This window comes from Winogradskyella pulchriflava (genome assembly GCF_042434315.1).
In the GTDB taxonomy this organism is placed as follows: domain Bacteria; phylum Bacteroidota; class Bacteroidia; order Flavobacteriales; family Flavobacteriaceae; genus Winogradskyella; species Winogradskyella pulchriflava.
This window is the reverse complement of sequence record NZ_JBHLTQ010000004.1, coordinates 196,276-217,486: the sequence shown is the minus strand read 5'-3', so window position 1 is coordinate 217,486 and position 21,211 is coordinate 196,276. Positions and strand designations below refer to the sequence as shown.

At 34.3% G+C, this 21,211-nt stretch carries 14 protein-coding genes; 11 read left to right on the top strand and 3 right to left on the bottom strand.

What is annotated here, in order from left to right:
• Nucleotides 1-2: 2 nt before the first annotated feature.
• Nucleotides 3-1,682, bottom strand: coding sequence for a gliding motility lipoprotein GldJ (gene gldJ, locus ACFFGA_RS09375; RefSeq protein WP_386062950.1), 1,680 nt, complete (start codon nt 1,680-1,682; stop codon nt 3-5).
• A 325-nt stretch (nt 1,683-2,007) separates the two neighbouring features.
• On the opposite strand from gldJ, the gene porU reads away from it, so the two are divergent.
• The 11 genes from porU to ACFFGA_RS09320 all read left to right on the top strand — a co-directional run bounded on the left by porU (nt 2,008) and on the right by ACFFGA_RS09320 (nt 19,676).
• Nucleotides 2,008-5,862, top strand: coding sequence for a type IX secretion system sortase PorU (porU, locus tag ACFFGA_RS09370; RefSeq protein WP_386062947.1), 3,855 nt, complete (start codon nt 2,008-2,010; stop codon nt 5,860-5,862).
• A gap of 64 nt (nt 5,863-5,926) precedes the next feature.
• Nucleotides 5,927-7,156: a type IX secretion system outer membrane channel protein PorV gene (gene porV / locus ACFFGA_RS09365; RefSeq protein ID WP_386062944.1), complete on the top strand. Its 1,230-nt coding sequence runs from the start codon at nt 5,927-5,929 to the stop codon at nt 7,154-7,156.
• Nucleotides 7,157-7,236: 80 nt separating this feature from the next.
• A complete protein-coding gene (gene cdd, locus ACFFGA_RS09360) occupies nt 7,237-7,719 on the top strand; it encodes a cytidine deaminase (RefSeq protein WP_386062941.1) in 483 nt (160 codons plus the stop codon).
• A gap of 112 nt (nt 7,720-7,831) precedes the next feature.
• The gene (gene pdhA / locus ACFFGA_RS09355) at nt 7,832-8,833 is read left to right on the top strand and encodes a pyruvate dehydrogenase (acetyl-transferring) E1 component subunit alpha (RefSeq protein ID WP_386062939.1); all 1,002 of its coding nucleotides are present in this window, start codon (nt 7,832-7,834) and stop codon (nt 8,831-8,833) included.
• Between the two features lie 3 nt (nt 8,834-8,836).
• The gene (locus tag ACFFGA_RS09350) at nt 8,837-10,480 is read left to right on the top strand and encodes a pyruvate dehydrogenase complex dihydrolipoamide acetyltransferase (RefSeq protein ID WP_386062936.1); all 1,644 of its coding nucleotides are present in this window, start codon (nt 8,837-8,839) and stop codon (nt 10,478-10,480) included.
• A gap of 116 nt (nt 10,481-10,596) precedes the next feature.
• Nucleotides 10,597-11,577 (top strand): M28 family metallopeptidase, encoded by a 981-nt coding sequence (locus ACFFGA_RS09345; RefSeq protein WP_386062933.1) that lies wholly within the window; start codon nt 10,597-10,599, stop codon nt 11,575-11,577.
• The gene (locus tag ACFFGA_RS09340) at nt 11,570-12,253 is read left to right on the top strand and encodes an SDR family NAD(P)-dependent oxidoreductase (protein WP_386062931.1); all 684 of its coding nucleotides are present in this window, start codon (nt 11,570-11,572) and stop codon (nt 12,251-12,253) included. Before ACFFGA_RS09345 ends, ACFFGA_RS09340 begins: the two co-directional genes overlap by 8 nt.
• Before the next feature lie 165 nt (nt 12,254-12,418).
• Nucleotides 12,419-16,462 carry an FG-GAP-like repeat-containing protein gene (locus ACFFGA_RS09335; protein WP_386062929.1) on the top strand — a complete coding sequence of 1,348 codons (4,044 nt, stop codon included), beginning with the start codon at nt 12,419-12,421 and terminating at the stop codon, nt 16,460-16,462.
• 32 nt (nt 16,463-16,494) lie between these two features.
• Nucleotides 16,495-17,091, top strand: a complete 597-nt coding sequence (locus tag ACFFGA_RS09330; protein WP_386062926.1) for a SprT-like domain-containing protein — start codon at nt 16,495-16,497, stop codon at nt 17,089-17,091.
• Nucleotides 17,091-18,173 carry a mannose-1-phosphate guanylyltransferase gene (locus tag ACFFGA_RS09325; RefSeq protein ID WP_386062924.1) on the top strand — a complete coding sequence of 361 codons (1,083 nt, stop codon included), beginning with the start codon at nt 17,091-17,093 and terminating at the stop codon, nt 18,171-18,173. Before ACFFGA_RS09330 ends, ACFFGA_RS09325 begins: the two co-directional genes overlap by 1 nt.
• 3 nt (nt 18,174-18,176) lie before the next feature.
• Nucleotides 18,177-19,676, top strand: a complete 1,500-nt coding sequence (locus tag ACFFGA_RS09320) for a DUF389 domain-containing protein (protein ID WP_386062921.1) — start codon at nt 18,177-18,179, stop codon at nt 19,674-19,676.
• Here the strand turns inward: ACFFGA_RS09320 and ACFFGA_RS09315 are convergent, their stop codons facing one another.
• On the bottom strand, nt 19,677-20,444 hold the full coding sequence (locus ACFFGA_RS09315; RefSeq protein WP_386062918.1) for an ABC transporter ATP-binding protein: 768 nt from the start codon (nt 20,442-20,444) through the stop codon (nt 19,677-19,679). It abuts the gene before it with no gap.
• Nucleotides 20,444-21,181 carry an MlaE family ABC transporter permease gene (locus tag ACFFGA_RS09310; RefSeq protein WP_386062915.1) on the bottom strand — a complete coding sequence of 246 codons (738 nt, stop codon included), beginning with the start codon at nt 21,179-21,181 and terminating at the stop codon, nt 20,444-20,446. Before ACFFGA_RS09310 ends, ACFFGA_RS09315 begins: the two co-directional genes overlap by 1 nt.
• Between the last annotated feature and the right edge of the window lie 30 nt (nt 21,182-21,211).

Genomic DNA, 21,211 nt, shown 5'->3' with positions numbered 1-21,211 from the left:
TATTAGTTACGTTTTTTTCCTCCGTTTTCTGATTTAGAACCAACTCTAGACACTGCGCATCTAAAGCCAATGTAATCAGTAGCCATATCTTGTGGGAAATAGCGACGTTGTGCAGGATCTAACCAATAAGCTCTATCTCTCCATGAACCACCTTTGTAAACTCTAACTTCGTCATTGATTAAAGATGTTCTGTTATTAGATTTATCGTATTGTCTAACAAGTTTACCTTCAGCAGAATCTACTTCAACGCGGTGCTTAGGTGAGTTATACATCTTACCTGTACTGTTTGTTCTTTCGTCAGATTCATCAAAACTTTCTCTGTAATAACGTGAAGAACGCTTATCACCATCTCTAAAGTTTCTGTTATCACTCTTATCGAACTGAGTTCTTAAATAAGTTTCTTTTTCATCAACTGGTACTTTTGCAATTTCACCTGGAAGGTTTCTTGCAATAATTTTACCGTTACTTAATGTGTCATATACTATTTCGTCAGTGGTAACTATTTTAACAGTACCATCTTCGTTTAAAGCATTTTTAGTATAAACGTTACCTCTGTAGTAGTTAAAGTCATTAAACTCGTCATCTACTATAGGACGATAAACGTCTGCTACCCATTCTGCAACGTTACCAGCCATATCATATAGGCCATAATCGTTTGGTTGGTAAGATTTAACCTCTGCAGTAATATCTGCGCCGTCATCAGACCATCCAGCAATTCCACCATAGTCACCTTTACCTTGCTTAAAGTTTGCTAATTGATCTCCGCGGTTAACACGTTTTCCAGAACGTGTGTATTGACCATCCCAAGGATATTTTTTACGACCTCTATAAACATTATAGCTACGTAGTTCACTCATTCCTAAGGCAGCATATTCCCATTCTGCTTCAGTTGGGAGTCTATATTTTACAGGTATTAACCCAGATTCTCTATTAGCATAAACATTAATAGGGTTACCTTCTGCGTCTGTTTGTTGTCTTCGTTTTCCACCTTCTAAAACTTCAGAGTTACCACCATAAGTTTGTGTAGGTGCGTTGATGTATGTATCAGTGCTAAAAGTACTTTCTGCACTTAAGTCTGTGTATTGAGCGTCTCTTTTTATATAACCAGCTTCTTGTAACGACATTTCTGCCACACGGTCAGATCTCCATGATGCATATTCTACTGCTTGTATCCAACTTACTCCAACTACTGGGTAATTTGCATATCCTGGATGACGTAGATAATTTTCTGTCATCATTTCATTATAACCTAAACGGTTTCTCCATACTAAAGTATCTGGAAGTGCACCATTATATATTAAAGCGTAATTAGGATCATCTGGTGGATATACATTCTTTATATAATCTAAATAAAATAGATAATTAAGGTTTGTTACCTCATGCTCATCCATATAAAAAGACTGTACGTGTTGCTGATTTGGAGTATTGTTCCAATCGTGCATTGGGTCATCCTGTACTTTACCCATTGTGAACGTTCCACCTTCTACAAAAGCTGTTCCAGGAGGTGTTTCTTGTTCTTTGAAACTGGTATTGTATTGAAAGCCACCATTTTTATCATTGATTTTCCAGCCTGTAGCACTATCTACATTACCAGAATTAGAAGAACGTTTACAACTAACAATAGTAGCGCAAAGCGTTAATGCTATTAAAAATTTTAGGTTTGAGACATTTTTCATATCCATACGTTTAAGTAAGCTCGTTAAATTTTAGTTCCGCAATATAACAATTAAAGGTAAACTGACAACTTTTTTTTCTATCAAAATTCAAAAAAATATGCATTTCATCCTTTTTTTTGAACATAACAACGGATTTTTGGTCAATTTATCGTTATATTTTGCTCCTTAATAACGAGCATTAAAATGAATTATTGTTGTATTTTTGAAATAAAAACTAAAGCTTCATAATAAGCCACAATAATACACGTTATTTTACAGTAAATTTAAATGATATCAGGTTAGTGATTCATAATAGTGTAAGTTTACCAAAAATAAAACAAATATTTTATTGATGAAAAATTGCTATATTTTTCTTTTCTTCATTTTTTCCATAGTTGTTTTTGGCCAACAAAAGGAATTCTATATTGAATGGAACGGTGACAAAACTCTTGAAACTGAATATGGAAAAATACAAGTCCCATCTTTTGATTCTAAGCACTTTAATTATGATGACCAAAAAGGTCTAACCTTTTTTGCGCAATGGGATAATAATGGAGGTTTAGTAAATAAAAACTCTATTGTGCTTACTAATGTAGCTTATGAGGTTATTAGTGAAAGTCATTTAAAGAATTTAAACCCTCAACTCATACCTAATACTCCCAAGTATCAATTTTTTAATACTAACGCAAGAGATAAGCGTTCGTTATATTTTGAAATAAGCCCAATAATTAAAGACAGAGGTGTATATAAGAAAATAACATCTTTTTCAATACGGTATAATACACTTGCAGGTCGAGCTAAAACCAGCAATAGTAATCAGATAACCAATTCGGTTTTGAGTACTGGAGATTGGTATCGTTTTTATATTGATAAATCAGGTGTGTTTAAGTTAACCAAAAGTTTTTTGAGTAGCTTAGGTGTAAGTACTAATAATGTAGATCCAAGACAAATAAAGATTTACGGAAATGGTGGTAGAATGTTGCCATTGTCAAACTCGGAAAATTATCCATTTGATGTTGTAGAAAACGCTATAAAGTTTGTAGGAGAGGAAGATGGTAGCTTTGACAGTAACGACTATATTTTGTTCTACGGTGAAGGTCCTACAACATATAGTGAAGAGAGTGAGACCAATATAAATCTTTACACGGACAAGACTTATTATTACGTTAATGTAAGTTCAGGCAATGGTAAGCGAATTCAGGCAATGCCAAGCATTAATGGTGCTGCAGATATTCAAATAGATACATTTCAGGATTACCAATTTTATGAAGTAGACGAACATAATTTAGCAAAGCTTGGTCGTCGTTGGTTTGGTGATGAGTTTGATATAGAAAACCAACGTGTTTATAATTTTCAATTTCCTAATCTAGTAACGAGTGAACCTGTTAATTTTGAAATAGCTGCAGGATCCGTTTCTGAAACTTCTGGAACCACTATGGGTGTTACGGTAAACAGTAATTTTATTACTAGCTTAAACTTTCCGCCTATAAGTCCTGGTTCGGTATTGGCAACTGCCGCATCTTATTCAACTAATATTAATCTTGTATCAGATGCTATAACCGTAACTTTAGATTATAACAATAATGGAAATCCTTCCGCAGATGCTTATTTGGATTATATCAATATTGAAGCAACAAGAAGTTTGACTTATGCAGGTGAGCAGATGGTTTTCAAAAATAGAGATGTTGTTACTACACCTGGTATTGCAGAATACACATTATCTAATGCTGCAATAGTTTCAGAAATATGGGATATTACGGATAGATTTAATGTTACTAATACACTTAATTCAGATAACCAAAATAGTTTGACTTTTAAGGCGCAATCTGGCGAGGAGCGTATCTATTTGGCTTTTTCAGGTTCGGACACTTTTCAGCCTAAAAAAGATTCTAAAACTAGAGTTGCTAACCAAAATTTAAAAGGTACAATATTTAATAATGCTCAGGGTGTTTTTGAAGATATCGATTATATCATCTTGTCTCCTGCACAATTTCTTTCACAAGCAGAACGATTGGCACAAATTAATAGAAATGAGTACAATCTTAATGTTAAGGTAGTTGATTTGCAAACAGTTTATAACGAGTTTAGTACAGGTAGCCAAGATATTGCAGCATTAAGAAATTTTATTAAGTATGTTTACGATAATGCAAGCACACCGAGTAATAGACTTAAATATTTGTGCCTTTTTGGTGAAGGCTCTTATGACTATAAGAACCGTTTACAAAACAATACTAACTTAGTGCCCTCTTGGTACTCTACCAATAGTTTTAGTCTTACCAATTCTTTTGTTTCCGACGACTTTTACGCCATGCTTGATGATAATGAAGGAACTATGAATACAGCGTCAGATAGAATGGATATTGCTGTTGGACGTATATTAGCTGAAGATGTGCAGCGCGCAAAGGAGATGGTGGATAAGATTGAAGCGTATTATCAACCAGGAGCTTATGGAAGTTGGAGAAATAATGTATTACTAATCTCTGACGATGTGGATGTGGCTTGGGAAAAAACCTTACAAGAAACAACCGATGCTTTAGGTACCAGAATTGAAGATGATAAGCCATTTATTAATGTGGTTAAAATCCATACAGATGCTTTTGAGCAAGAATCTTCAGCTGCAGGAGATCGTTATCCAAAAGTAAACAAAGCTATTAGGGATGCCATTGAGGTTGGTGCTTTGGTTGTTAACTATTTTGGACATGGTGGAGAAGACGGCATAGCAAAAGAACGTATATACGATAAATTTGATGCACAAGAGGTTAATAATATTTGCAAGTTTAATCTATTTATTACTGTAACATGTGAATACACCAAATTTGATGACCCACACAGAGATACAGCAGGAGAATTTAATTTTTGGAATAAAGATGGTGGGTCGATTGGTTTAATTACTACAACACGACAAATATTTGTTACTAACGGAGAGCTTTTTAATGAGGTGTTGGACGACTATTTATTTGCCTATAACTCTAACGAGTATCCAACAATAAGTGAAGCGTTACGATTGTGTAAACTAGATAATGATATAGCTGGTATGACGCAAAAACGATTAGTGTTCTTTATTGGTGATCCTGCTATGAAATTGGCATTTGCGGAACCTGATATTAGACTAACTAAAGTTAATGACGTAGAGATTACACAACCTATTGGTACACTAAAGGCACTAAGTTATACAAAATTAGCAGGTGAAGTAACAGATGCTAACGGCAATTTGTTATCAAATTACAACGGTATTTTAACGGCAACAGTTTTTGATAAAAGAATAGAGCGTCAAACCTTAGGAAATGATGGCGTAACAGATTCAAACGGATTAATAATTATGGATTTCACAACACTCGGTGAAATTATTTTTAAAGGACAAGCAAGTATTACAAACGGTCAGTTTGAATTCGATTTTATTGTGCCAAGAGATATAGGTATTCCTGTAGGCAATGGTAAGGTAAGTTTCTATGCCCAAACAGAAAATCCATTGTCCAATCAGGCTGGTGCTAACTTTGATATTATGGTTGGAGGCATAAATGAAAATGCAGCAGAGGATAATGTTGGTCCAGTAATTAACCTGTTTATGAATGATGAAAATTTTGTTTCTGGAGGTATTACAAATGAATCTCCAAACTTATTGGTGAAGCTTCAGGATGAAAATGGTATTAATACAGCAAGTGGAATAGGTCATGATATTACAGCTATACTAGATGGAGATGAAACCAATCCAATAGTATTAAACGACTATTATCAAGCTAATGTAGATGACTACACCAACGGAACTGTAACGTATCCATTTAGGGACTTAGAGCCAGGATTGCATACGTTAACCCTTAAGGCTTGGGATGTTTATAACAATTCTTCAACGGCAGAAATTCAGTTTACTGTATTCGATAAAGATGAAAAATTAGTGGTTAGAAATGTCCTTAACTATCCAAATCCATTTGTTAATTACACAGAATTTTGGTTTAACCACAATAGTGAAGAGCCTTTAGACGTTTCAGTACAGATATTTACTGTTTCAGGTAAATTAGTGAGAACTTTAAATGGTCAGACCACAGGCGGAAGTAAGTCCGTAAGCTCAGTATCTAAGGACATTGTTTGGGACGGAAGAGACGATTTTGGAGATAAAATTGGAAAAGGAGTCTATGTTTATAAACTAAAAGTGAGATCTAACCGTTTAAATAAGCAAGTTGAAAAAATTCAAAAACTTGTTATACTCTAATAATAAATTATATTTGCAAACGAATTAGTGCTAAGCACTTAGCGCTAATAACTTAATAATGAACATGAAGAAATACGCAATAACCCTTATCGCTTTTGTAACTTTAAACCTAATGTTTGGTCAAGAGACCATTACGTTTCCTGATCAATCCTCTGTTATTACTACAGGAGTCCCATTTATGTTAATTGCGCCAGATGCGCGTTCGGCTTCTATGGGAGATATGGGAGTAGCAACTTCCGTTGACGGGTTTTCACAACAATGGAATCCAGCTAAATATGCTTTTTCAGAAGCTAAATCTGGAGTAACTTTAAGTTACACACCTTATCTAAGTAAACTGGTAAATGATATCTCTATCAGTTATGCCACTTATTTTAATAGATTAAATGAATATAGTGCAGTTTCTGCAAGTTTTAAATACTTTAGTTTAGGTGAAATTACCTTAACTCAAGGTGAAGACGACCCTGGAATTAATGTAAAACCTAATGAATTTACTGCAGATGTTGCCTATACCTTACGTTTGGCAGACCAGTTTGCAATGGCAGTTGCCGTACGTTATATGAGGTCAGATTTAAGAATAGACCAAGTGGATCCCAACGCAAATGCTGCGAGTACTTTTGGTGCTGATATTACAGGATACTACCAAAGTGAAGAAGAAGCTTATAATGATTTTAATGGCCGTTGGAGAGCAGGTTTTGCTATTCAAAACTTAGGACCAAAATTTAAGTATGATGAAGGTGGTAGAGAAAATTTTCAACCAACTAACTTAAGATTAGGTGCAGGTTTCGACTTTATATTCGATGAATATAGTAAGTTAGGCGTAACTGCTGAGGTGTCAAAATTATTGGTGCCAACACCTCCTAAATATGGTTTTGTAGATACAAATGGTGATGGTGTGCAAACTGATGACGATCCAAGTACCACAGACGTAGATGAAAGCGAACCTACAATAATTACTGAAGGAAAAGATAATGATGTAAGTTTTATTAACGGTATTTTCCAATCTTTTGGTGATGCACCTGGTGGATTTAGTGAAGAATTAAGAGAATTTACATGGGCATTAGGAGCTGAATATACATATCAAGAAAACTTTGCCTTTAGAGCAGGTTACTTTAACGAAGCAGAAGATAAAGGTGCACGTAAGTTCTTTGCTATTGGAGCAGGATTTAAATACACCACTATTAATATAGATTTGTCGTATTTGTTCTCTGCATCAAAAGTACAGAGCCCACTTGAAAACACATTGCGTTTTTCATTGACGTTTAACTTTGGTGCTGGTGAATATGATGAATATTAGAAAACATCCTTAATAAAAAATAAAAAGACTATTGTTTTACTAAAAGCAATAGTTTTTTTGTCTAAAATAGATACTATAGCATGAATGAGATTACAATCGGAACTACATTGCAAGTCTATAACGGTATTGATGAACTTCCACTGGATATTCAAAACTTAATGAATGCTGCTGTTGAAGCTAGGGATAATGCTTATGCACCTTATTCTAAGTTTAACGTTGGTGCAGCTTTGTTATTAGATAATGATGAAGTAGTAATAGGGAGTAATCAAGAAAATGCATCGTATCCTTCTGGACTGTGTGCGGAACGTACAGCAGTTTATTATGCAGGTGCAAAATATCCAAATGCTAAAATATTAAAAATAGCCATCTCGGCTTCGTCTCGAAACCAGGTTACAGATAAGCCAATTCCTCCTTGTGGTGCATGTAGGCAAGCTATTGCAGAATACGAAATAAAGCAAAAGCAACATGTTGAAATTTATTTTATGGGAGCAAAAGGAAAAGTCATTAGATCAGAATCCTTAGCAAACTTATTACCACTACTTTTTGATAATTCAGTATTATAGGGTTTTTGTTAAATAAAATTCATTATTCATTTATATTTTTTACGAATTACAGTTTCTTCATTACTAGGTAATGTGTTATTTTTGTTATTCGTTTTAAAGAATTCATTAAAAAATGCAAAAAATAACTAAAGAGGTTTATCTAAAGTGGTATGAGGACATGTTGTTTTGGAGAAAGTTTGAAGACAAACTAGCTGCAGTCTACATTCAACAAAAAGTAAGAGGTTTTCTTCACCTATACAATGGGCAAGAAGCTGTTTTAGCAGGTGCTTTACATGCTATGGACTTAACAAAAGACAAAATGATTACAGCTTACCGTAATCATGTTCAGCCTATAGGAATGGGAGTAGATCCTAAACGTGTTATGGCAGAATTATATGGTAAAGCAACTGGAACATCACAAGGTCTTGGTGGTTCAATGCATATCTTTTCAAAAGAACATCGATTTTACGGAGGTCATGGTATTGTAGGAGGACAGATTCCACTAGGTGCTGGTATTGCTTTTGGTGATAAGTATCACGACAGTGATGCTGTAACCTTATGTTGTTTTGGTGATGGTGCTGCACGTCAAGGATCTTTACACGAAACGTTTAACCTTGCAATGCTATGGAAACTACCAGTGATTTTTGTTTGCGAAAATAACGGCTATGCTATGGGAACTTCAGTAGAGCGTACTGCTAATCACACCGATATATGGAAACTTGGTTTAGGTTATGAAATGCCTTCAGGTCCTGTGGATGGTATGAATCCTATAAAAGTAGCTGAAGCTTTTGATGAAGCAATTCAACGTGCAAGAAAAGGTGGTGGACCAACATTTTTAGAAGTTAAAACGTATCGTTATAGAGGGCATTCAATGTCTGATGCGCAACACTATAGAACAAAAGACGAAGTTGAAGAATACAAAAAAATAGATCCTATTACGCAAGTAAAAGATATCATTCTTGAAAAGAAATATGCTACAGAAGCAGATTTAAAAGCTATTGATAAAGCTGTTAAAGCTAGAGTTTCAGAATGTGAGAAATTTGCTGAAGAGTCACCATATCCAGATAAAAGTGTGATGTACGATGCAGTTTATGAGCAAGAAGATTATCCATTTATAGACCACAAAATAAAGTAAGCTATGGCAGAAGTAATTAACATGCCGCGTTTAAGCGATACCATGGAAGAAGGAACCGTTGCATCTTGGTTAAAAAAAGTAGGTGACAAGGTTGAAGAAGGAGACATTCTAGCAGAAATTGAAACAGATAAAGCTACTATGGAGTTCGAATCCTTTAACGAAGGAACTTTACTTCATATTGGTATTCAAGAAGGTGAAACAGCCAAAGTAGATACGCTTTTAGCGATTATTGGTGATGAAGGTGAGGATATTTCAGGACTCATAAATGGAAGTACAGCAGAAGCTACTGAAGAAGTGGAAGAAGAAAATACAACGACGGAATCTTCTCAAGAAAATACAGAAGATAGTGTTAATGAAAGTGAACCGTCTCAAGATTTACCAGATGGAGTCATAGTGGTAACAATGCCTCGTTTAAGTGATACCATGGAAGAGGGAACAGTTGCTACATGGTTAAAGAAAGTAGGAGATGAAGTAGAGGAAGGCGATATCTTAGCTGAGATTGAAACAGACAAGGCAACTATGGAGTTTGAATCGTTTCAATCAGGTACATTATTACATATAGGCTTACAGGAAGGAGAATCTGCTAAAGTAGATTCGTTACTTGCTATAATAGGTCCTGCAGGTACTGATGTTTCATCAATTGCTAAAAACTTTAAAGTTGAAGGGGCACAAACTAAACCAGAACCTAAAAAAGAAACAAAAAAAGCAGAAGCACCAAAACCTGTTGAAACTAAGAAAGAAGCACCAAAAGCTACAGCTTCAGTTTCTACAACAACATCCAGTTCAAACGAAAGAATATTTGTATCTCCTTTAGCCAAAAAAATGGCTGAAGAAAAAGGAATTAATCTTTCGCAAGTAAACGGTTCTGGTGAAAATGGTAGAATTGTAAAACGCGATATAGAAAACTTTACACCGAGTGCAGCACAATCTTCAGCACCAGTTGCTAAGTTTGTACCATCTGGTCAAGAGGATTTTGATGAGGTTGCTAATTCAAATATGAGAAAGGCTATCGCTAAGAATTTAGCTAAATCCAAATTCACAGCACCACATTATTACTTAAATGTGGAGTTCGATATGGAAAATGCTATAGCTTTCAGAGCGCAGTATAATTCATTGCCAGATACAAAAATTTCATATAACGATATGGTTGTTAAGGCATGTGCCTTAGCGTTGCGTCAACATCCTCAAGTTAATTCACAATGGTTTGATGATAGAATGCAACTCAACAACCATGTACATATAGGTGTAGCTGTTGCAGTACCTGATGGTTTAGTGGTGCCAGTAGTAAAATTCGCAAATGAGCAAAGCTTAACACAAATAGGTGCAGCTGTAAGAGAATTTGCAGGTAAAGCAAGAAATAAGAAACTAACTTTAGATGAAATGGAAGGTAGTACTTTCACTATTTCTAACTTAGGTATGTTTGGTATTGAGAGTTTTACATCAATTATCAATCAGCCTAACTCAGCAATCCTTTCTGTTGGAGCCATAGTAGAAAAACCAGTTGTTAAAGGTGGCAAGGTTGTTCCAGGAAACACTATGAAGTTAACAATGGCTTGTGACCACAGAACAGTTGATGGTGCAACGGGAGCGCAATTCCTTCAAACGTTGAAAGGATATATTGAGAATCCAGTGACGATGTTAGTGTAGTTCTCATAGTAACGATTTATCATTCTGAACTCGTTTCAGAATCTCTTATATAAAAATCCTGTTTCATTAGTTTGAAACAGGATTTTTTTATCTTTAGACACTAAATATATTTCATCATGAAAAAACTACTTTCAGTATTAATTCTAGCCTTATTGGTATCATGCTCTGTTAAACAGAAAGCCTCAGATGGTAAATCTGGAGAAAATGGTGCAAGTCCTGAGAAGATAAAAATAGCTGTAGACGATATTAAAAAGAGTATGGAATACCTTGCTTCTGATGAACTGGGAGGAAGAGCAACAGGAAGCGAAGGCATAGAAAAAGCAGCTGTTTTTATTGAAAACTATTTCAAAGCCAATAATATAAAACCTTATTTTGAAACTTATAGAGATACCTTTAAACTAGGTGAGCTAATTGGTTATAATGTCGTTGGTATGATTGAAGGTAATGACCCAAAACTAAAAAATGAGTTTATCATTTTAGGTGGGCATTACGATCATATAGGACAAGGAAAGGAAGTCAATGGAGACACTATAGCTAATGGTGCCAATGATGATGCTTCAGGTACTATTGCAGCTATGGAGTTTGGTAAATATTTTGCAAAGTCTAAGACTAACAAACGTAGTATTTTAATTACGTTATATGCAGCCGAAGAAATGGGATTAAAAGGGTCAGCACATTTAGCAAAACGTTTAAAGGAAAAGGGACTAAATGCCTACACCATGATTAATTTTGAAATGATTGGTGTTCCAAGAGCTGAAGATAAATCTATGGCATATATGAGTGGCTATGACCGTTCTAATTTTGCTCCAATTTTAAATAAATATGCAGGAGAGGAGGTTGTTGGATTTTTCCCTAAAGCAAAAGAGTTTAATTTGTTTATGAGGTCTGATAATTTTCCGTTTTTTAAAGAGTTAAATGTGCCTGCTCATGCTATTTCTACTTTTGATTTTACCAATTTTGAGTATTATCATCATGTAGACGATGAGCCAGATAAAATGGATTACGAACATATGGCAAGCTTTATTAATAAAATGATACCTGCTCTAGAAGGTATGATGAATGCACCTACAAAAGAAGTAATCCTTAATGATGAGTAAAAACATAATTATTACAGGGACAAGTAGAGGAATTGGGTTTGAATTGGTACATCTATTTGCTAATCAAGGACACAATGTTTTAGCAATATCCAGAAATGCACAACCTGTAAACAATCTGCATTTTGAGAACATTACGTCTTTTGCCTTTGATTTATGTAAAAGTGAAGACTATAAAAAAGTCGAGACGTTTATATCGAAAGAATGGAAAACGGTTGATATTCTAATTAATAATGCAGGCACATTGTTAAACAAACCATTTGCTGAAACCTCATTTAAGGATTTTGAAAAAGTTTATCAAACTAACGTGTTTGGTGTTTCTGAAATGACAAGAATTGTACTGCCATTTATGAATCAAAATAGTCATGTGGTAACTATTAGTAGTATGGGTGGTATTCAAGGTAGTGTCAAGTTTCCAGGTCTTGCAGCATATAGTTCAAGCAAAGGTGCTGTTATTACTTTGACTGAATTATTGGCAGAAGAATACAAGTTAACAGGACCACAATTTAATGTGTTGGCACTTGGCGCTGTACAGACTGAAATGTTAAAAGAAGCTTTTCCAGATTACCAAGCTCCTACAACAGCTACTGAAATGGCAACGTATATTCACGATTTTTCTCTTAATGGTAATAAATATTACAACGGAAAAGTACTTCAGGTTTCAAACTCTACGCCTTAAAAACTTATAATTGAACCTTATTTTTTGTAGTTAAGGTTATTTTTAATTAGTGCTATTGCGACTAACAGCAGTAAAATACGACAACTGTCTTTAAGGGCTTGTTAATCTTAACAAAGCTTATAGAATTATAAAGCTAATTTTTATATTTATAAAAAATATAAAAAGATGGTTAAAATATTACGCGATTATACACCTCTTTTGCTTTTAGCATTCACCTTATTTCTTTTTAGTTTTAAAGTTTCTGCTCAGACTTTTGAACGTGTAGAAAACAATGTTGGTTTAAACGTTTTGGAAGAAAATAATGGTGTCGCAGTTGCGGATTATGATGGTGACAATGACCTGGATATTTTTGTTGTAGCAAAGGCTAAGGATAATCTAGAAGATTCTAAATCACTAAGTCGTTTGTTTAGAAATAACAATGATGGTTCATTTACAGATGTTACTGAATTTGCAGGATTTGAAGATTTACTTACTTCGGAAGAAGGAGGTGATCCATATTTAGGATTGGATGGTTTTAAAAATGGAGCATCTTGGGGAGATTATAATAATGATGGTTTTCCAGATTTGTTTTTAACCTATGCCTTAAAAGTACAGTTATGGAGAAATCTTGGTAATGGAACTTTTGCTAATGTTACAGAGTTATCGGGTTTCAACACTATTAATAATTGTTTAAATACAAGTGCAACTTGGTTCGATTTTAATAACGATGGCTTATTAGACATATACATTACTGATTGGAATGGCTGCGGAAGTAACCAATTATATCAGAACAATGGTAACAGTTCATTTACAGATGTAACAGCTTCAGTTGGGCTTCAATCTACCGAAAATTTGGCTAGCTACGCAGCATTACCTTTCGATTTTAATGATGATGGCTATATGGATTTATATGTTTCCAATAGTGAAGGGGCAGCCAATAACTTATATATAAATAATGCAGGTGTGTCATTTACAGATCAAGCCCTGTCTTATGGCCTTGATGCCGTAGGGAATAATACAAGTATTGCAATTACAGATTATAATAACAATGGTTTGCCTGATGTTTTTGTAACTCAAAAGAATAACAATGTTTTTTTAGAAAATAACGGAGATAATACCTATACAGATATTGCTGATGCCATAAATATTGGCAATACCATGTGGTCAAAAGGAGCGTGTTTTTCAGATTTTGACTTAGATGGTGATGAAGACCTTTTTATTGCAAATGGTTTTGTTTTTGAAGGCCAAAGTACTGAACCTAATTACTACTTTAGAAATCTCACAGAACAAGGGCAAACTACTTTTGTAGATGCTTCGGTTGAACTAGGCTTGAATGAGCAAACCGTAAGTGTTGAGGCTATTAATTTTGATTTTGATAACGACGGAGACCTTGATTTGTTTGTAACCAATAGTGATGGCGCTTCTTTTCTGTATGAAAACAAATTGTTGAATTTTGATGACACTGAAACCAACTTACATTGGCTTAAAATACAATTGGAAGGGACAACTTCCAATAGAGATGCCATAGGTGCAATGGTTACAATAAATACTGTAAATGGTACTTATAAGCGTTACCATTCTGGAATAGGTTTTTTAAGTCAAAACAGACAAGCTATTCATTTTGGTTTGGATGACCTAACACAAATTACCACATTAGAGATTAAGTGGCCTTCTGGCTTGGTTGAAACGTTTAATGATTTAGATGCTGATGTTACGATTAAAGCAACTGAAGGACAAGGTTACGAAGTCCTTAATATTCAACCAAGTCAAAAAGTGTATGGCTGTAAAGATTCTGTGTCATGTAACTACAACCCAAATGCAACGGTAGATGATGGTTCGTGTACCTATTTACCATCACAAACCATTGTCGGTAATACAAATCCATCCTTTCTAGGAACTGAAACTTACAGTTATACTATAGGAAGTAATTCAACGGTGGTTTGGCAAGTTTTAGGTGGAGAAATTTTAAATGGACAAGGAACAGGGACAATAACGGTTAGGTGGCATATTGAAGATTCTGGACGTATAGCTGTTACCGAATCGGATGACCAATGTTCTAGTTTAGAAGTTTTCGTTGATATAGAATTGGGTGTTGAAAACCTGTCAGAAGATATATCAATTGCCAGGTTATGGAATGAAGCCTTGCTGGAAGCGATTAGAGGTGATTTTGCTAGGCCAACTGTACATGCACGAAACTTATTTCATTCTAGTGTAGCAATGTATGATATATGGGCAATATATGATGATGTTGCTTCTCCATATTTAATAGGCAATACCGTTCATGGGTTTTCTAGTGTATTACAAGATTTTGTTCCAAATGAGGATATGGAAACCTCATTAAGTAAGTCAATTAGCTATGCTATGTATCGTTTGTTAACCCATCGTTTTCAGAATTCTCCAGGAGTAGAAGAAACTCAAGCTAGATTCGATTTGTTAATGGAAAACTTAGGTTACGATATAAATATAACATCATTGATGTACGAAGATGGTGATGCCGCAGCCTTTGGTAATTTCGTGGCACAAACCATCATAGATTATGGTTTACAAGACGGTTCAAGGGAAGCTACAGGATATGATAATGCATATTACGAACCGGTTAATGACCCTTACGCTTTAGATGCTAATTCTGATGTTAATCAACCAATTAACGATCCAAATCGATGGCAACCTTTGGCTTTGGATATATTTATAGATCAAGGAGGACAAATAATTGATGAAGACACACCTCCATTTTTAAGTCCGGAATGGGGCAATGTTCACGGATTTGCTTTAAAAGAAGAAGATAAGGTTACTTTTCAAAGAGATGGTAATGATTTTCATGTTTTTCATGACCCTTCTGATCCACCATATATAAGTTTAGTAGAAAATAATGCTTCAAGTGATGCTTATAAATGGGGGTTTACAATGGTGTCAGTTTGGCAATCGCACTTAGACCAAAACGATGGTGTTATGTGGGATATATCACCAAATTCACTAGGAAATGTAGATATAAGTACCTTTCCAACAGATTATACCGAATATCCTAGTTTCTATAATTATTTTGATGGAGGTTCAATTGGAAGTGGGTATGATATAAACCCAATTACTGAAAATCCTTACGAAATAAATATGGTGCCTAGAGGAGATTATGCTAGAGTGCTTGCTGAATTTTGGGCAGACGGACCGCATTCTGAAACTCCACCAGGACATTGGTTTACCATTTTAAACTATGTTAATGATCATCCACAATTTGAAAAACGATTTGAAGGTGAAGGTGCTATTTTAGATCCTTTAGAATGGGATGTAAAAGCCTATTTTATTATGGGTGGTGGAATGCATGATTCTGCAGTTTCGGCATGGAGCGTTAAAGGATGGTACGATTATATAAGACCCATTTCTGCAATCAGATCTATGGCAGAACGTGGACAAAGTACAGATAACACTTTAAGTAATTATGATATATCAGGAATTCCTCTAATTGATAATTATATTGAAGTGGTTGAAATGGGTGATCCTTTAGCTGGGTTTGCCAATCAACATGTAGGTAAGATAAAATTATATACATGGAGAGGACATGACTTTATTGCTAATACAGAAACTGATCAAGCTGGTGTAGGTTGGATTTTAGCTGAAGATTGGTATCCATACCAACGGCCAACATTTGTTACACCTCCTTTTGCTGGTTATGTGTCAGGTCATTCTACGTTTTCCAGAGCTGCATCTGAGTTAATGACCAAAATTACAGGTAGTGAGTTTTTTCCAGGTGGATTAGGTGAGTTTACTGCAAAAGCCAATGAGTTTTTAGTATTTGAAGAAGGACCTTCTGTAGACGTTGTATTACAATGGGCAACGTATAGAGATGCTTCTGATCAAACGAGTTTAAGTAGAATTTGGGGAGGTATTCATCCACCTGCTGATGATATTCCAGGACGTTTTATTGGTCAGGCAGTAGCAGAAGATGTATTTGATTTTGCTGTACCGTATTTTGAAGGTTCTTTAGGAGTTGAGGAATTTGATGAGCCAATTACCGTTTATCCTAATCCAACAACTAATAGAGAAATTTTTATTGGTAATACTAGCGGCAACGAAACCATTAATGTTTTTGATATCAGAGGTAGAAAAATTAATATCTCAAACAGGAACTTTGATACTTTAAACCGAACTACAAAAATTAAATTAAATGTTACAGCTTCGGGATTATATGTTTTGAAAGTGAATAGCACTTCTACAATGATAGTTGTTAGTGAGTAATAATCTAATTAAATACAGTTATTTTTGCATCAATGCAAACACAGCTTTTAGATTTTTTACCAGATGATGCACAGTCACAGGTTAAATCCTTACTGGCAAAGGATAATTTAGTTATTAAAGTTAAGAAAGAACGGAAAACCAAACATGGTGATTACAGACAATTGCCTAATGGTAAACATCAGATTACAGTTAATGCTAATCTAAATAGGTACCGATTTTTAATAACGTTAATTCATGAGATTGCACACTTTGAAGCCTACAATAGATTCGGTCGGTTTATAAAACCACATGGCAAAGAGTGGAAAAGCACGTTTCAACATTTAATGCTGCCTTTTTTAAGACCAGAAGTATTTCCTATAGAACTGTTACCATTGCTTGCTAATCATTTTAAAAATCCTAAAGCGTCAAGCGATACGGATACACAACTCGCCTTAGCTTTAAAACGACTTGACGAAAGAGAAGATAAAACTTTTGTTTTTGAAGTACCTTTGGGAAAAACTTTTAAACTTTATAATGATAGAGTTTTTAAAAGAGGAAATAAAAGAAGAAAACGTTTTGAGTGCGTTGAGGTTAAAACAGGTAAGTTATATTTGTTTAATCCAAATGCAGAAGTAGAACAATTAGATTAATGAAAAACAAAAATTATTATGCCATTTTAATGGCTGGTGGAGTAGGATCTCGATTTTGGCCAGTGAGCACACAGGCTTTTCCTAAGCAATTTCACGATATGTTAGGAACAGGTGATACGCTAATACAAAAAACATTTAATAGACTTGCAAAGCTTATTCCAGAAGAAAATATTTTTATTCTCACGAATGAGCGTTATAATGATTTGGTATTAGAACAATTGCCAAGTGTTACTAAACGTCAAGTTGTTTTAGAGCCAGCTATGAGAAATACAGCACCTTGTATTTTATATGCTTCCTTAAAAATTAAAAAAGAAAATGAAGATGCGGTAATGATTGTAGCTCCAAGTGATCATTGGATAGAGGATGAGCAGGCTTTTTCAAATAATGTGAAAACGGCTTTTGATTTTTGCGAATCTAACGATGCATTAATGACTTTGGGTATTACGCCAACATTTCCAAATACAGGTTATGGCTATATTGAGTACGATAAATCTTCAACTTCTGAAATTAAATCTGTAAGTCAGTTTAGAGAAAAACCAGATTATGAAACTGCAAAATCTTTTTTAGAACAAGGTAATTTCTTGTGGAATGCAGGTATATTTATGTGGAGTGCAAAATCAGTGATTTCAGCATTTAAAAATAATCAACCAGAATTGTTTGAATTGTTTGAAAGTGGTTATAATGTTTATAACACTGAGGTTGAAGACAATTTTATTAAAGACAATTATTCTAAGGCAGAAAATATCTCTGTAGATTATGCCTTAATGGAAAAAAGCACTAATGTTTATGTGATTCCTGCAACTTTTGACTGGAATGATTTAGGGACTTGGGGAAGTCTCTACGATAAATTAGACAAGGATGAAAACAGCAATGCAATAGTTAATTCTAAAGTACTGGTTGAAGATGCTTCTGGTAATATGATTCGGTCTAAAAAAGATAAAATTGTGGTTATAGATGGGTTAAATGATTATATCGTTGTCGATAAAGACGAAGTTTTACTTATCTTTCCTAAAGCTAAAGAGCAAGACATTAAAAAAGTACTCCAAAATGTAAAAGCCAATTTTGGAGAAGAATACGGTTAAACTATGAGTGACGAAAATAAATTCAATTTTTCTGAGGATGAGAATTCTCGGATGACCAATGAAATGAATAAAGAGAATGCTGTTGAAGAAAAGAAAGAGGCAGTAAAAAAAGATGCACAAGGTTTATTTACCAGTATTAAGACATTCTTAAGTGAATTACTTGATTTCAGAGAAGATACAGATAGAGATGCTACCATTGCTGCAATTAAAGCAGATATCCCTTTTAAAGGTGCTACCGCTTGGATTTTAGTCTGTTCTATTTTTGTGGCTTCTGTTGGTTTAAATGCGGACTCTACAGCTGTTGTTATTGGCGCCATGTTAATATCTCCATTAATGGGACCAATTTTAGGTGTAGGTTTGTCTATAGCAATTAATGATATTGATACTTTAAAAAAATCACTTATAAATTTAGCTACAATGATTGTGCTGAGTTTATTAACGGCATTCCTGTTTTTTTGGCTATTTCCTTTAAGCACTGAAACTTCAGAACTTTTAGGAAGAACTAGGCCAGATATTAGGGATGTTTTAATTGCTTTCTTTGGTGGTCTGGCACTAATTATTGCACGAACCAAAAGGGGAACTATTGCCTCGGTTATATTTGGTGTAGCGATTGCTACTGCTTTAATGCCTCCTTTATGTACTGCTGGTTATAGTTTGGCTATAGGTAATTGGCGATTTTTTGGTGGTGCTATGTATTTATTTACGATTAACACCATATTTATTGCTTTAGCAACATTTTTAGTTTTGAAAATATTGCGTTTTCCAATGCTAAAATATGCTAATTCAGCAAAAAGAAAACGTATTTCTAGATTTGCCATGCTCATAGCTATTATAGTTATGATTCCAGCTATATGGACATTTTTAACTGTATTACAGGAAAGTAAATATGAAAGAGATTTTGCAAGTTTTGTTAAAGATGAAATTGAAAGTAACCCAAACTTGTGGTATCAGAAAAGGGAAAATGATTTAGATCCAGATGCAAAGACAATTAATTTGCATTTTAATGGTGATATAAGTGATGAGATGATTTCAGCATTACAGAATGATAAGGAGAAGTACGAAAGTCTCAAAGAATTTGAATTAATTATAAATGCAAATAAAACAAGAAGTGCAGATCGATTAGTGCAATCGTTAGATAGAGCTTATGCCGATTTAGATCAAAAGGATAATATTATTAATGGTTTACAAAAGCAAATAGTAGAATTAGAAGCTAATATAACGCGTCTAAATCAGCAAATAGAATCTGGAAATACTAATAAAAATGCAGTGTCGTTTAGTTCCTTATCTCGAGATGCTAAAGTTAGATTCAATGATTTAGAATTCTTTGGATATGCAAAAATGTTAGAATCAAAAGATTTTATAAATATAGATACAGTAACTGTGGCAAACGTAAGGTGGAAAGTATCTTTAGCTGATAGTGTAATTTTGGCTAGAGAAAGAACACTTCAAAAATGGCTAAAAGAAGAGTTAAAAGTTGATACCGTTTTTATAAGAAGAAACTAACTATTGATTTTCTTCCAAATACATTTTGCGTACTTTTTTAAATAATTCAGAAGAATAAACAAAGTCAGTTACAACCTTATTGTCAGTTCTAAAAATGGTTTCCTTAGAGCCTTCCCAAGCTTTTAAGCCATCTTTTAAGAAGACAATTTTTTCACCAATCTCCATAACAGAGTTCATGTCGTGTGAGTTTATGACTGTAGTTATTTGGTATTCATCTGTTATCTCCTGTATAAGATTGTCAATCACAATGGCTGTTTTAGGATCTAATCCAGAATTGGGCTCATCACAAAACAAATACTTTGGGTTATTTACAATGGCTCTAGCAATGGCAACACGCTTTTGCATACCACCAGAAGCTTCACTAGGCATTTTATGATGTGCATCATCAAGGTTAACACGTTTTAACACAAAATCCACACGATCTTCCATTTCGCTTTTGCTTTGCTTTGTAAACATTCTTAATGGAAACTTTACATTTTCTGCAATTGTCATGGAATCAAATAAAGCACTTCCTTGAAATACCATTCCTATTTCTGCTCTTAGTTCTCTTTTTTCATCTGGACTAAGATTGCTAAATACTTTTCCGTCATAAGAAATGCTTCCCTCTTCATATTCAAATAAACCTAACAAGCATTTTAAAAATACAGTTTTACCAGAGCCACTTTGTCCTATGATAAGGTTTGTTTTACCTTTTTCAAAAGATGTTGTAATGCCCTTAAGGATATGAGCATCACCAAATGATTTATGTAAGTCCTTAACTTCTATCATTAGCCTAAGAGTAAACTGGTTAATAAAAAGTTCAATAGAATAATGATAACACTAGTCCATACAAAAGATGTGGTGCTGGCTTTACCAACTTCTAAAGCTCCACCTTTCATAAAATAGCCATAGTAAGATGGAATGGTTGCTAGTATAAACGCAAAAACCATAGTTTTTATAAAGGCATAAGCCATATGAAAAGGTATAAAATCTATTTGAACACCTGAAATATAATCTTCTAGAGTGCCATAACCACCATAAACACAAGCTGCCAAACCACCTAAAATCCCTAAAAACATTGCAATAGAGATTACAAATGGATAAAGTGTTAAGGCTACAAACTTTGGAAACACCAAATAATTAATAGCGTTGATACCCATTACCTCTAATGCATCAATTTGTTCCGTAACACGCATTGTACCAATACTAGAGGTGATAAAGGAACCTACTTTACCAGCCATAATTATAGAAATAAAAGTCGGTGCAAACTCTAATATTATGGATTGTCGGGTTGCAAAACCTACTAAATATTTTGGGATTAAAGGATTGCTTATGTTTAGTGAGGTTTGTATGGCAACAACACCGCCAACAAAAAAACCAATAAAGGCAACAATACCGAGTGATCCTATAATTAAATCATCAATGTCTTTAAGGATTAAAGTTTTTAGCACAGACCATTTAGTTGGTTTGCGAAACATATCTTTAATCATTATAAAGTAAGTGCCAATATTATGAAGGTACTTCATACTAGAATTTCTTAACGCTAAAGTATAAAA

Bases quoted from the DNA above. Each gene is read 5' to 3' on its own strand.
- ACFFGA_RS09350 (WP_386062936.1), top strand. From the start codon at position 8,837: ATGGCAGAAGTAATTAACATGCCGCGTTTAAGCGATACCATGGAAGAA.
- ACFFGA_RS09315 (WP_386062918.1), bottom strand. From the start codon at position 20,444: ATGATAGAAGTTAAGGACTTACATAAATCATTTGGTGATGCTCATATC.
- porU (WP_386062947.1), top strand. From the start codon at position 2,008: ATGAAAAATTGCTATATTTTTCTTTTCTTCATTTTTTCCATAGTTGTT.
- ACFFGA_RS09330 (WP_386062926.1), top strand. From the start codon at position 16,495: ATGCAAACACAGCTTTTAGATTTTTTACCAGATGATGCACAGTCACAG.
- ACFFGA_RS09345 (WP_386062933.1), top strand. From the start codon at position 10,597: ATGAAAAAACTACTTTCAGTATTAATTCTAGCCTTATTGGTATCATGC.
- ACFFGA_RS09320 (WP_386062921.1), top strand. From the start codon at position 18,177: ATGAGTGACGAAAATAAATTCAATTTTTCTGAGGATGAGAATTCTCGG.
- ACFFGA_RS09335 (WP_386062929.1), top strand. From the start codon at position 12,419: ATGGTTAAAATATTACGCGATTATACACCTCTTTTGCTTTTAGCATTC.
- ACFFGA_RS09340 (WP_386062931.1), top strand. From the start codon at position 11,570: ATGAGTAAAAACATAATTATTACAGGGACAAGTAGAGGAATTGGGTTT.
- ACFFGA_RS09325 (WP_386062924.1), top strand. From the start codon at position 17,091: ATGAAAAACAAAAATTATTATGCCATTTTAATGGCTGGTGGAGTAGGA.
- porV (WP_386062944.1), top strand. From the start codon at position 5,927: ATGAAGAAATACGCAATAACCCTTATCGCTTTTGTAACTTTAAACCTA.
- pdhA (WP_386062939.1), top strand. From the start codon at position 7,832: ATGCAAAAAATAACTAAAGAGGTTTATCTAAAGTGGTATGAGGACATG.
- ACFFGA_RS09310 (WP_386062915.1), bottom strand. From the start codon at position 21,181: ATGAAGTACCTTCATAATATTGGCACTTACTTTATAATGATTAAAGAT.
- gldJ (WP_386062950.1), bottom strand. From the start codon at position 1,682: ATGGATATGAAAAATGTCTCAAACCTAAAATTTTTAATAGCATTAACG.
- cdd (WP_386062941.1), top strand. From the start codon at position 7,237: ATGAATGAGATTACAATCGGAACTACATTGCAAGTCTATAACGGTATT.